The 12,949-nt window shown below is 63.0% G+C and carries 11 protein-coding genes; 4 read left to right on the top strand and 7 right to left on the bottom strand.

The features are described 5' to 3' along the window. Positions 1–77: 77 nt before the first annotated feature. The 4 genes from BWP39_RS10395 to BWP39_RS10410 form a co-directional block, all read right to left on the bottom strand. On the bottom strand, positions 78–1,091 hold the full coding sequence (locus tag BWP39_RS10395; RefSeq protein WP_096719817.1) for an NAD(P)H-quinone oxidoreductase: 1,014 nt from the start codon (positions 1,089–1,091) through the stop codon (positions 78–80). A gap of 149 nt (positions 1,092–1,240) precedes the next feature. Further along, the gene (gene pnp, locus BWP39_RS10400; protein WP_096719819.1) at positions 1,241–3,385 is read right to left on the bottom strand and encodes a polyribonucleotide nucleotidyltransferase; all 2,145 of its coding nucleotides are present in this window, start codon (positions 3,383–3,385) and stop codon (positions 1,241–1,243) included. Between the two features lie 348 nt (positions 3,386–3,733). Then, entirely contained in the window at positions 3,734–4,006 is a 273-nt protein-coding gene (rpsO, locus tag BWP39_RS10405) for a 30S ribosomal protein S15 (protein WP_091018322.1), read from the bottom strand. 110 nt (positions 4,007–4,116) lie between these two features. After that, positions 4,117–5,472: a branched-chain amino acid ABC transporter substrate-binding protein gene (locus BWP39_RS10410; protein WP_096719820.1), complete on the bottom strand. Its 1,356-nt coding sequence runs from the start codon at positions 5,470–5,472 to the stop codon at positions 4,117–4,119. Between the two features lie 193 nt (positions 5,473–5,665). Here BWP39_RS10410 and BWP39_RS10415 point away from each other — a divergent pair, with 193 nt between their 5' ends. The 4 genes from BWP39_RS10415 (at position 5,666) to BWP39_RS10430 (ending at position 9,604) form a co-directional block, all read left to right on the top strand. Continuing rightward, on the top strand, positions 5,666–6,196 hold the full coding sequence (locus BWP39_RS10415; protein WP_096722404.1) for a hypothetical protein: 531 nt from the start codon (positions 5,666–5,668) through the stop codon (positions 6,194–6,196). 33 nt (positions 6,197–6,229) lie between these two features. After that, a complete protein-coding gene (locus tag BWP39_RS10420; RefSeq protein ID WP_096719822.1) occupies positions 6,230–7,060 on the top strand; it encodes an AraC family transcriptional regulator in 831 nt (276 codons plus the stop codon). 176 nt (positions 7,061–7,236) lie between these two features. Further along, the gene (locus BWP39_RS10425; protein WP_096719824.1) at positions 7,237–7,893 is read left to right on the top strand and encodes a carbonic anhydrase; all 657 of its coding nucleotides are present in this window, start codon (positions 7,237–7,239) and stop codon (positions 7,891–7,893) included. A gap of 139 nt (positions 7,894–8,032) precedes the next feature. Continuing rightward, positions 8,033–9,604 carry a SulP family inorganic anion transporter gene (locus tag BWP39_RS10430; protein WP_096719826.1) on the top strand — a complete coding sequence of 524 codons (1,572 nt, stop codon included), beginning with the start codon at positions 8,033–8,035 and terminating at the stop codon, positions 9,602–9,604. A gap of 109 nt (positions 9,605–9,713) precedes the next feature. Here the strand turns inward: BWP39_RS10430 and BWP39_RS10435 are convergent, their stop codons facing one another. The 3 genes from BWP39_RS10435 to BWP39_RS10445 all read right to left on the bottom strand — a co-directional run bounded on the left by BWP39_RS10435 (position 9,714) and on the right by BWP39_RS10445 (position 12,870). Continuing rightward, positions 9,714–11,258, bottom strand: a complete 1,545-nt coding sequence (locus BWP39_RS10435; protein ID WP_096719828.1) for a 2-isopropylmalate synthase — start codon at positions 11,256–11,258, stop codon at positions 9,714–9,716. 80 nt (positions 11,259–11,338) lie between these two features. Next, the gene (pssA, locus tag BWP39_RS10440) at positions 11,339–12,211 is read right to left on the bottom strand and encodes a CDP-diacylglycerol--serine O-phosphatidyltransferase (RefSeq protein WP_096719830.1); all 873 of its coding nucleotides are present in this window, start codon (positions 12,209–12,211) and stop codon (positions 11,339–11,341) included. A 20-nt stretch (positions 12,212–12,231) separates the two neighbouring features. Continuing rightward, positions 12,232–12,870, bottom strand: a complete 639-nt coding sequence (locus BWP39_RS10445) for a phosphatidylserine decarboxylase (RefSeq protein WP_091018336.1) — start codon at positions 12,868–12,870, stop codon at positions 12,232–12,234. Between the last annotated feature and the right edge of the window lie 79 nt (positions 12,871–12,949).

Raw genomic sequence — 12,949 nt, forward strand, 5'->3', positions numbered from 1 at the left:
CGGGCGCGCAAAACGCGCAATTTTACTGTGCTCGGCCTGATCGGGTCAAACCGCGCGCATCGTGTATCCGCACCTTATTACTCGGCGCGCCAGTCCAGCACGATCTTGCCCACGTGCGTGCTGCTTTCCATCAGCGTGTGAGCGTCCGCGGCCTGCGCGGCCGGAAACACCTGATACACGATCGGCTTGATGCGACCGCTCTCCAGATGCGGCCACACATGCTCTTTCAACCGCGCTGCGATCTTCGCCTTGAATTCGACCGGCCGCGGACGCAACGTCGAGCCGGTAATCGTCAGACGGCGCCGCAGCACATCGCTCAGGTTGATTTCCGCCTTCGCACCACCGAGCAGCGCGATCACCACCAGCCGGCCCCCGTCCGCAAGCGCCGAGAGTTCGCGCGGGACGTAGCTGCCGGCCACCATATCGAGAATCACATCGACACCGCGGTCGTTGGTCAGCGACTTCACGACTTCGACGAAATCTTCGGTCTTGTAGTTGATCGCGCGTTCCGCGCCTAGCGCTTCGCACGCACGACATTTGTCGTCCGAGCCCGCCGTCGCGAGTACGCGAAATCCGAGTGCGTGCGCGATCTGGATTGCCGTCACGCCGATGCCGCTCGAACCGCCCTGCACCAGGAATGTTTCGTTCGCACCGCCCTCGCCGTTGCCGAGCTGCGCACGGTCGAACACGTTGCTCCATACCGTGAAGAACGTCTCCGGCAACGACGCTGCCTCGACGTCCGACAGTCCTTGCGGTACCGGCAGACACTGGGCAAGCGGCGCCACTGCATATTCTGCGTAACCCCCGCCCGCGAGTAGCGCACACACGCGATCGCCGAGCTTCAGACCGAACGGGTTGTGCTTCGCGTCGAGCGTCCCACCAACGATCTCACCCGCCACCTCGAGCCCCGGCAGATCCGACGCACCCGGCGGCGGCGCATAGGCGCCCTTGCGTTGAAATACGTCGGGCCGGTTGATGCCCGACGCCGCTACCTTGATCAGCACTTCACCCGCCTTCGGCTCCGGCATCGGCCGTTCAGCGAGCTTCAAGACTTCCGGCGCACCGAATTCGGTGATCTCGATCGCTTTCATCTGTCGCTACTCCCAAGGTCTGGATTGCGCTGCTAACCGTGTCAGAAACGCGCACTGCGATGTCGCGCACCCGGTTCGCACTGCAATCCGCCCTGCATGAAAAACGGCCGGCGCGCATTCACGCTGCCGGCCGTTGCTTCAATACCGCGTTATTGCTGCGGCGTCGACTCGCCCTGCGGCGCACCCGACGGCGCTTCGTTCAGCAAAGCCTTGGCCGACAGACGCACACGACCCTTCTCGTCCGTCTGGATGACCTTGACCTTCACTTGCTGGCCTTCCTTCAGGTAGTCGTTGATGTCCTTGATGCGCTCGTTGGCGATTTCGGAAATATGCAGCAGACCGTCCTTGCCCGGCAGGATGTTGACGATCGCGCCGAAGTCGAGCAGCTTGAGGACCGCACCTTCGTACACCTGGCCCACTTCGACTTCCATCGTGATGTTCTCGATGCGCTTCTTCGCTTCGGCCATCCCTTCGCTGCTCGTGCTCGCGATGGTGACGATGCCGTCGTCGGAGATATCGATCGTCGTGCCGGTTTCTTCGGTCAGCGCGCGGATCACCGAGCCACCCTTGCCGATCACGTCGCGGATCTTTTCCGGATTGATCTTGATTGTGATCATGCGCGGCGCGTAGTCGGACAGTTCGGTGTTCGCACCCGACACAGCCGAGGTCATCTTGCCGAGAATATGCAGACGGCCTTCCTTCGCTTGCGCGAGCGCGACCTGCATGATTTCCTTCGTGATGCCCTGGATCTTGATGTCCATCTGCAGTGCGGTCACGCCTTGTTCCGTGCCCGCTACCTTGAAGTCCATGTCGCCGAGGTGATCTTCGTCGCCGAGGATGTCGGTCAGCACCGCGAACTTGTTGCCTTCGAGAATCAGGCCCATCGCGATACCCGCAACGTGTGCCTTCATCGGCACACCGGCGTCCATCAGTGCGAGGCAGCCGCCGCACACCGAAGCCATCGACGACGAACCGTTCGATTCCGTGATTTCCGACACGACGCGGATCGAGTAGCCGAATTCTTCGGCGCTCGGCAGACACGCGACGAGCGCGCGCTTCGCGAGACGGCCGTGACCGATTTCACGGCGCTTCGGCGAACCGACGCGACCCGTTTCGCCGGTCGCGAACGGAGGCATGTTGTAGTGAAGCATGAAGCGCTCGCGGTATTCGCCTTCGAGTGCATCGATGATCTGTTCGTCACCCTTCGTGCCGAGCGTCGCGACGACGAGCGCCTGCGTTTCGCCGCGCGTGAACAGTGCCGAACCGTGGGTACGCGGCAGCACGCCGGTACGGATTTCGATCGGGCGCACGGTACGCGTGTCGCGGCCGTCGATACGCGGCTCGCCGTTCAGGATCTGCGAACGGACGATCTTCGCTTCGATGTCGAACAGCACGTTGCCGACGGTTGCCTTGTCGGCAGCGACGGTACCGCCCGCAGCAGCGTCTGCTTCGAGCGTGGCCGACGTAGCGGCGTAGATTTCCTTCAGCTTTGCCGAACGGGCCTGCTTGTCGCGGACCTGATAGGCGGCGAGCAGATTGGCCTCGGCCACTTCGGTCACGCGCGAGATCAGCGCTTCGTTCTTCGGCGCCGGCTTCCAGTCCCATTCGGGCTTGCCGCCTTCGCGCACGAGTTCGTGGATCGCGTCGATCGCGATCTGCATCTGGTCGTGGCCGAACACCACGGCGCCGAGCATCACTTCTTCCGACAGTTGCTGTGCTTCCGATTCAACCATCAGCACCGCGCGTTCCGTACCGGCAACCACGAGGTCAAGGCTCGATTCCTTGATCTGCGAACGCGTCGGGTTCAGTACGTATTCGTTGTTGATGTAGGCGACGCGTGCAGCGCCCACCGGGCCGTTGAACGGCAGGCCGGAGATAGCCAGTGCAGCCGATGCACCGATCAGCGCGGGGATGTCGGCCGGCACGTCCGGGTTGATCGACATCACGTGGATCACGACCTGGACTTCGTTGTAGAAGCCTTCCGGGAACAGCGGACGCAGCGGACGGTCGATCAGGCGCGAGATCAGCGTTTCGCCTTCCGACGGACGGCCTTCGCGGCGGAAGAAACCACCAGGGATCTTGCCTGCGGAATAGGTTTTCTCGAGGTAGTCGACGGTCAGCGGGAAGAAATCCTGACCCGGCTTCGCCGTCTTGGCACCGACGACCGTGGCGAGCACCACCGTATCTTCGATGTCCACGAGGACGGCACCGCTTGCCTGACGGGCGATCTCACCGGTTTCCAGGCGAACGTTATGTTGTCCCCACTTGAACTCTTTGACGATCTTATTGAACATTAGTCACTCCTTTACGCTTCGTTATGCCGCGCGGACTAGCAGCGGCGCGGCAACGCCATGACCGGAGCCACGCGGGAAGAGGAGTGTTATGCCATTCCAGAGAACCGCGCGACACGCGAACCGCTGGAATGACACAAAGCTCTGCCCCGCAGCCCGGCCGTGTTTCTGGTTGTGCCGCCGGATGTTTCGTCCCGTGCTGCCATGAACCGCAACAACTGCGACGGCGAATCTGTGAGACGAACTATGGCGGACAACCTGTCGATGCACCTCAGTTAAAGCGCACCGTTGAAAAACAAAATGCCTGCATCAGCGGAACTGACACAGGCATCTTGCTGAAAGACCATCCGATTACTTACGCAGACCCAGCTTCTCGATCAGCGTGCGGTAACGATCAGCGTCCTTGCCCTTCAGGTAGTCGAGCAGCTTGCGACGGCGGCTCACCATGCGCAGCAGACCGCGGCGGCTATGGTGATCCTTCGAATGGGCCTTGAAGTGAACGGTGAGTTCGTTGATACGGGTCGTGAGCAGCGCGACCTGAACTTCAGGGGAGCCGGTGTCGTTAGCAGCGCGTGCGAATTGCGCGACGACGTCGGACTTCTTGGTAACTTCAGCTACGGACATGTTGATTTCCTTAGAAACTAGACAGGCGGTCACGGAAGAAAGGCCGTGCCGTGGGTTTACAACGAAGCGCGCATTGTAGCACAGCACGATCGTACGGCGAACCCCTGTGGTTACGGCCGCTGCATCCGGCAGACGGTCGGCGGTACGGTGCGCTCCGGCGGCAGCGCCAGCACCGTCCGGAAGCCGTATCCAGAGCCTTCGTTGTCAAAGTGCACGCCCGGCGTGCCGGCCTTGTCCATCTCCATCACATAAAGGGGCTGGATAACCTGGTGATCGTCGGCGCGCATCCACATCGGGTGGAAGCCGTTATCGAATTTCATCCCTTCGAGCGTCCGCGCCACCGCCACCGGCTCAGCGCTGCCGGCCTTGCTCAGCACCGCGGCGAGCATTTCGACCAACAGTTCCATGCGCAGCACCGGGTAGTCGTCCTGGGCCGCCGGGAAGCGGGCGCGGTACGCGCGATACCACGCGTCCGATGCCGTGCCGCCCGCGTTCGGGTGCCAGTCGGCGACCGCGAGCACGCGCTTCACACCCGCATCGCCAAGCGCCGCCGGTGCGCCCAGGCTGTTGCCGTAGAACGTGTAGAACCGGGTGTTCAGCCCCTGCTCGCGCGCCGCTTTCACCAGCAAGGTCAGATCGTTGCCCCAGTTGCCCGTCACGACCGCATCGGCGCCGCTCGCACGGATCTTCGCGATGTAGGGCGCGAAATCCTTGACGCGGCCGATCGGGTGGAATTCGTCGCCGACCACCGCGATGTCGGGGCGTTTGGCCGCCAGCGCCGTACGCGCCAGCCGGCTCACGTCATGGCCGAAGCTGTAGTCCTGATTCAGCAGATAGACCTTTTTCACCGACGGGTCGTGCTCGATCACGTCCGCCAGTGCGTCGATGCGCATGCCCGCGTGCGCATCGAAGCGGAAATGCCAGAAACTGCAGCTCGCGTCCGTCAGGGCGGGATCGTCGGCGGAATAGTTGAGGAACAGTTCGCGGTTGTCGGGCTCGCGGGTGTTCTGCCGGTCGATCGCCCCGAGCAGCGCCGCCGCAACCGCCGAGCTGTTGCCCTGCAGGATGAAGCCGATATGGCGGTCCGCGGCAGCGCGTAGCTGGACCAGCGCTTCTTCGGTGCTGCCCTTGCTGTCGAGCACGACGAGTTCGAGCGGATGCGCGCCGTCGTTGAGCTTGACGCCGCCGCGTGCGTTCACCTGCTCGATGCCGAAGCGCAGGTTGCGCTCGACCGCTGCGCCGGCGTTGGCGAAGGGGCCGGACATTCCTTCGATTAGCGCGAGCTGGACCGGCTTGCCGGTGGGCTGTGCCGGCTGTTTTGCTGTCGCTGCCTGTACTGCCTGTGCCGCCTCCGCCTGAGCGGCTGATGCCGCTGATGCCGCTGATGCCGCCAATAGCGCCAGAGTTGCCACCGCGGCCAGCGCAGCACGGCCGCAGCGTGCCTCACCGCGCCCTTCGCCGCGCATTCCGCGTTGCGTCCTTTCCCGCCACCCGAATCCCATCTGTCGCTCCGCTCGATCCCTCAGAGCGCGGATCATAGGACACCGCCGGGCGCGAGGGCAAGCGAACGCGCGGCGCGCCGGTCTTTTGTCGGGCCGCGTGTCAAAATACTGCATCTCGATATCGCGAGCCTGCTATCGAATGTCATCGGAGGAATTCATGTCTACCCGTCTTTCATCGGCGCCGCGTGCGCGGTTGCGGCGCGCCGCAGCAGCCTGCCTGAGCGCACTGGCGCTGGCCGGCTGCGCACAACCGTGGCAACGTTTTCAGCCGGGCGAGGACCAGTCGACGATCGTGACCGGCCTCGGGCCGCCGCGCGAAGTCTACGACCTGCCGAACGGCGGCAAACGGCTGATGTGGCCGACCCAGCCGATGGGCGAAACCACGACCGCCGCCGATATCGATGCCTCCGGCAAGATCCTCAACGTGCGCCAGGTGCTGCAGCCCAACGAGTTCTATCGCGCGGAAATCGGCAAGTGGACGAAGAACGACGTGCTCGTCAATTTCGGACGCCCGGAGGAAACCTCGTATTTCCCGCTGATGAAGAAAGAAGTCTGGACCTACCGCTACCTCGAAGACAACGTCTGGTACATGATGTACAGCTTCTATTTCGACGAGCAGGGCATCGTGCGACTCACGCAGAAAACGCCGGACCCGTTGCACGATCCGGATCGCCGTAGTCTGTTCTGACGGCAGCGGTCCGGATGGGCGGATGATTCGAACATGACGAACGCGACCTCTCGAAACGACGCTCACTACTGGCGCTCCGCGCTGATTCCCGGTGGCGACATGGTGACGGCGCGATTCACCGATCACGTCTACTCGCCCCACTGGCATGACGCGTACACCGTGTCGGTCATCGAGCAAGGCGCTGAACGTTACGACTATCGCGGCACGCGGTTCGTCGCCGATGCGGGTTCGTTGCCCATCATCAACCCTGGGGAGATCCACACCGGATCGAGCGCGGGCGACGCCGGGTGGCAATGTCGCACCTTCTACCTACCGGTCGATTTCGTACAGACCGTAGCTAGCGAGACAGGTCTCTCCCGACACGCCACACCGTGGTTCAACACGGACATCATTAAGGATGCCGACCTGGTCAGGCGCGCCCTGCTGGCTCACCGCACGCTGGAAGTGAGCAGTGACCTGCTCGCCGCCGAGTATGCGCTGCTCGACGCCGTTTCGACCCTGCTCACGCGCCACGCGAGGCTACGCCCGCCGTCCCGGCCGGTGAGCCGCGACGGCGCGCGCGTCGAACGAATGAAAACGCGCATGCTCGATGAATTGAGTGCACCGCTCGATCTCTCCGAACTCGCCAGCACCGTCGGATTGTCCAAGTTCCATGCGGCGAGAATCTTCACGCGCGAAGTCGGCATGGCGCCCCATGCCTGGCGCAACCAGGTTCGACTATCCCGCGCACGCGATGCCCTGCGGGCCGGCATGTCGGCAACCGAAGTTGCTGCAACAAGCGGCTTTACCGACCAGAGTCACTTCAATCGTCATTTCAAGAAGGCAAGCGGCGTATCGCCGGGTCGCTGGAGCGACAACCGTTAACCGGGATGTAGAGGCGGCTTTTTTTTATTTATGTCGCATGAGCCGCGATTTTTTTCTCTGACACGCCAATATTTTTTCGATAGAAAGCTATTGGTAAGGTTTGACGCGGTACCGACGTCCCCCACACCTGTCCCGGACAGGTTCGTCGCACCGCCTCCCAGATGGAGTTGCCCTCGATGGATCGCCCCAAACGCATGCTGGTCGCCAATATCGCCTGGGCGCGGGAAGCCGCCGCCCGCGACCCGCAGGTCTTCACCGGTCTGGCACAAGGCCAGAATCCTCACGTGCTGTGGATCGGCTGCTCCGACAGCCGGGTCCCCGCCGAAACCATCACACACTGCGAGCCCGGCGACCTGTTCGTCCATCGCAACATTGCCAACCTGTTCGATCCCGACGACGACAACGGCGCGAGCGTGCTCGAGTACGCGGTGCGCGTGCTGAAGGTGGGCCATGTGATCGTTTGCGGTCACTACGGTTGCGGCGGCGTGCGCGCGGCATTGTTGCCGTTGGCGCCCGAACTACCCCATGTGAACCGCCGCATCGCACCGCTCTGCACGCTCGCGCACACGCATCGCGACGAACTCGGCCTACTGCCTTCCGAAGCCAGCCGCGTGAACCGCCTCGCCGAACTGAACGTGCTCGAACAGGTGCGTCAGTTGCGCGCCAGCCCGATCGTCCGCGGCATGGACAAGCCACCGCTCGTCCACGGTTGGGTTTTCTCGCTCGAAGACGGGCGACTGAAAGTCATCGTCGATGGTTACTCCGACAACCCGGCTGAATCGACCCCGCGCGCACAGGCAACCTTGCCGCAGGCGGTAAGCAACGACGTCTGATCCGCCGCGGTAGCCCCATCCGTTTAACGCACCGGCTGTTCCTCTGCAGGAACAGCCGGGTGGGAACGCTCGCTCTGCTATCGCCGACATCCATTTCCGACCACCCAATCCACCCACACCACCTACTCCACTCGACACCATGAACGCCAGACTTCGCTTCTCCACGTTCCCGCGCGATCTGTTCGCGGGCACCGTCGTGTTTCTCGTCGCGCTGCCGTTGTGTCTCGGCATCGCCAATGCATCCGGCGTCGAACCGTTCGCGGGGCTGGTCTCCGGGATCGTCGGCGGTCTGGTCGTTGCTGCGTTGAGCGGCTCACGGCTCAGCGTCAGTGGGCCCGCCGCGGGGCTCGTTGTGATCGTCGTCGATGGCATTGCGCGGCTCGGCAGTTTTCCGGCGTTTCTGCTCGCGGTGTTGCTGTCGGGCGTGATCCAGTTCGGTTTCGGCATGCTGAAGGCGGGACGGCTTGCCGCTTATGTGCCCTCGCCGGTTATCAAAGGCATGCTCGCGGCGATCGGCCTGCTGCTGATCGTCAAACAGATCCCGTTTGCGCTTGGGATCACGGCGGGAACCGACGGCGCGACAACCGCGCAGATGGCCGGCGCCATCGCCACGCCGTTCGGTGCGTTGTCGCTCGCGGCCTGTGCGCTTGCGGTGCTGTCGCTTGCATTGCTCGCGGCTTGGGAAACCCCGGCACTGCGCCGCTTCGCGCTGGTGCGCGCGATGCCCGCGCCGCTCGCTGTCGTGCTACTCGGAATTGCCGCAACGCTCATCCTCGGCGCCGTTGCCCCGGCATTCGCACTACCGGCCGAGCATCGCGTCGCGTTGCCGGTGCTCGAGTCGTTCGCGGCGTTGCGTTCGGCACTCGCGCTCGCCGATTTCGGTCCGAATCTCGCTCAACTCGCCAATCCCGATGTGTGGCGTGTCGCGATGACGCTCGCCATCGTTGCCAGCCTCGAGACGCTGCTAAGTCTCGAAGCCGTCGAGCAGATCGATCCGAAGCGTCGCGCCGCGCCGCCGGATCGCGAGCTGAAAGCACAGGGTGTGGGCAATCTGATAGCAGGCGCAATCGGTGGATTGCCGATTACGTCGGTGATCGTACGCAGTTCCGCGAACGTCCATGCGGGCGCGCAGAGCCGGCTGTCGGCGGTCATCCACGGCGTATTGCTGCTCGTCAGCGTGTTTGCACTGACGAGCGTCATCAATCTGATCCCGCTGGCCTGTCTTGCCGCGATCCTGATCTTCACCGGCATCAAGCTTGCGAAGCCGTCGCTGTTCGCCGCAATCGCCAAACAGGGCTTCGCGGCGTTTGCGCCGTTCATCGTGACGCTCGTCGGCGTGTTCGCGACCGACCTGCTGATCGGCATCGTGCTCGGCATGCTCTGCAGCGTCCTGCTCGCGCTCCACGCGAACCTGCAGCGACCGATCACGCTCGCGCAGCACGACGACCACTATCTGCTGTCGTTCCGCAAGGACGTGTCGTTTCTCGGCAAGGTATCGCTCAAGCGTTATTTGCAGCAGATTCCCGACGGCGCAACGCTAATCGTCGATGCAATGCGTGCCGATTTCGTCGATCACGACGTGCGCGAGTTGATCGAGCGGTTTGTCGCCGATGCACCACGTCGCGCGATCGCCGTCGATGTGCGGCAACCCGTACGTGCTGCGCGTCGCACCGGACGCGAATGGATGTGGCGCCGTGAAGCGGCGGAGTAACGCGCGCTAATCACGCACGCGCACACCGCAGATGTGAAAAACCCCGCGTTCGTCGTTCCACGACACGCGGGGTTGATTCAATCGTCAGGGGCAATCGCCGCCCCACCGATTACGAACGCTGCGGGTTCAGCTTGTCCACGTTCGAGTACAGCTTGTTGAGCGCGGAGATATACGCCTTCGCCGATGCCGCAACAATATCCGGATCGGTACCGACGCCGTTCACGATACGGCCGCCCTTCGACAGCCGCACCGTTACTTCGCCCTGCGCCTGAGTGCCAGTCGTGATCGCGTTCACCGAGTACAGCAGCAACTCGGAACCGCTGCCCACTTCCGATTCAATCGCATTCAGCGTCGCGTCGACCGGACCGTTGCCCTTCGCGTCGCCGGCCACTTCCTTGCCGTCGACCGAAAACACGATCCGCGCCTGCGGCTGTTCGCCGGTTTCCGAATGCTGCGACAGCGACACGAACTTGTAGTGCTCTCTTTCCTGCGCTTCGGCGGACTCTTCGGTGACGATCGCGATGATGTCCTCGTCGAAGATCTCGGCCTTGCGGTCCGCGAGTTCCTTGAAGCGCGCGAACGCCGCATTCAGCTCGCCTTCGCTGTCGAGCGAGATACCCAGTTCCTGTAAGCGCTGCTTGAATGCATTGCGGCCCGACAGCTTGCCGAGCACGATCTTGTTCGCACTCCAGCCCACGTCTTCGGCACGCATGATTTCGTAGGTATCGCGCGCCTTCAGCACGCCGTCCTGGTGAATCCCGGACGCGTGCGCAAATGCGTTGGCCCCGACCACGGCCTTGTTCGGTTGCACGACAAAACCGGTGATCTGCGAGACGAGTTTCGAAGCCGGCACGATCTGCGTCGTATCGATGCCGAGTTCGAGGCCGAAGTAGTCCTTGCGCGTACGCACGGCCATGACGATTTCTTCGAGCGACGTATTGCCCGCGCGCTCGCCCAGCCCGTTGATCGTGCATTCCACCTGCCTCGCGCCACCGATCTGCACGCCCGCCAGCGAATTCGCCACCGCCATTCCAAGATCGTTATGGCAGTGCACGGAGAACACCGCCTTGTCCGAATTCGGAATGCGTTCGCGCAGTGTCTTCACGAGATTGCCGTACAGTTCCGGCACGCCGTAGCCGACCGTGTCGGCGATATTGATGGTCGTCGCGCCTTCGGCGATCACCGCTTCCAGCACGCGGCACAGAAAGTCGAGATCGGAGCGGCTGCCATCCTCAGGCGAGAACTCGACATCGTCGGTGAATTTGCGTGCGAAGCGCACAGCTAGCTTTGCCTGCTCGAACACCTGGTCCGGTGTCATGCGCAGCTTCTTTTCCATATGCAACGGCGACGTTGCGATAAACGTATGGATGCGGAAGTGATCGGCGGGCTGCAACGCATCGGCCGCGCGCTGGATGTCCTTGTCGTTCGCGCGGGCCAGCGAGCACACCGTGCTGTCCTTGATCATCGATGCGATCGTGTGGATCGAATCGAAGTCGCCGTTCGAACTGGCCGCGAAGCCGGCTTCGATCACGTCGACCTTCATCCGTTCGAGCTGCTTCGCGATACGGATTTTTTCTTCCTTCGTCATCGACGCACCGGGCGACTGTTCGCCGTCGCGCAACGTCGTGTCGAAAATGATGAGCTTGTCTGCCATGTCTCGGCTCCGTGGGGGATCGTCTAGGAATAATAGTAAAAGATGGAATTCGGGTGTTCACGCCGCCGCAGGCGCGCCGTTCAGTGCTCGCGCTGCGACGAGCGGGCCGGATTCAAGCGGCCGCGCGCGACCTGCCAACCCCAGAACACATAACCCGACAGACCGTACAGCACGAACAGGCCGAACAGCATCAACGGTGGGTCGGACGACACCAGCACGAACGCGGCCACGACGAGCAGGATGGCCGCGAACGGCACGCGATGCCGGACATCGAGCGCCTTGCCGCTGTAGAACGGCGCATTCGACACCATCGTCACACCGGCGTAGACCGTCAGCGCGAACGCGACCCACGGCAACCAGAAGAGCTGGAGCGGGACGCGGTTGTCGGTAGCCAGCCAGACGAAACCGGCGATCAAGGCCGCTGCAGCCGGGCTCGGCATCCCCTGGAAGAAGCGCTTGTCGACGACGCCGATGTTCGCGTTGAAACGCGCGAGCCGCAGCGCCGCACCGGCGCAGTAGACGAACGCCGCCAGCCAGCCCCAGCGCCCAAGGTCCTTCAGGATCCACTCGTACATCACGAGCGCGGGCGCGACGCCAAACGACACCATGTCCGACAGGCTGTCGAACTGCTCGCCGAATGCGCTTTGCGTGTGCGTCATGCGTGCGACGCGGCCATCCATACCGTCGAGCACCATCGCGACGAAAATCGCGATCGCCGCGACATCGAAGCGCACGTTCATCGCCTGCACGACGGCGAAGAAGCCGCAAAAAAGCGCAGCGGTCGTGAACGCATTGGGTAGCAGGTAGATGCCGCGCTTGCGCAGGAACTGCTGGCGCGCGGCCCGGCGGCTCTCCGAAACCACCGGCTCCTGTCCGACCGGCTTGTTGCGGCGGAACGGTCGCGGCAGCGGAGCGCTGCTGCGACGGGGCCGGCGCGGTTTGAATGCGGCCATCGAAAGCTCCTTATGCCGACTTATAGTTCGGCGAGGATCGTCGACGAGGCAGAGACCTTTTCGCCGATCGAGACGCGCGGACGGCTGCCGACCGGCAGGTACACGTCGACGCGCGAACCGAAGCGGATGAAACCGTAACGCTGGCCACGCGTGAGCGGTTCGCCCGCCCGCACGTAGCAGAGGATGCGGCGCGCGATCAGACCGGCGATCTGCACCGACGTGACCGTGTGGCCGCTGGCCGTATTGATGACGACCGCATTGCGTTCGTTTTCGAGCGAGGCTTTGTCGACGGCTGCGTTCAGATAGGCGCCCGGAAAATACTCGACCTTCGAGATCGCGCCATCTACCGGCGAGCGTTGCGAGTGAACATTGAACACGTTCATAAACACGCTGATCTTCAGCGCGTCACGATTGGCGTACGGGTCACGTGTGGTTTCGACCGCGACGATACGGCCGTCGGCCGGGCACAGCACCGCATTCGCCTGGGTGGGAATGGGTCGCGCCGGATCGCGGAAGAACTGCACGACGAAAATCAGCAGCAGCCAGAAGATCCATGCGAAGCCAAACCCCGCGACGGCATGGATCAGCAGCGCCGCAACGGCCGCGATAGCGATAAACGGCCAGCCTTCGCGCGCAATGATCGGATGAGGGTAATTCATGATTGGCTTCTGTATTTTTGTAAAACCGTAGGATAGCAAAAGCCGTCCAGGGTTCAGCACGCCTGGACGGCTTTTTACG

It is taken from the genome of Paraburkholderia acidicola, assembly GCF_002362315.1.
Classification (GTDB): domain Bacteria; phylum Pseudomonadota; class Gammaproteobacteria; order Burkholderiales; family Burkholderiaceae; genus Paraburkholderia; species Paraburkholderia acidicola.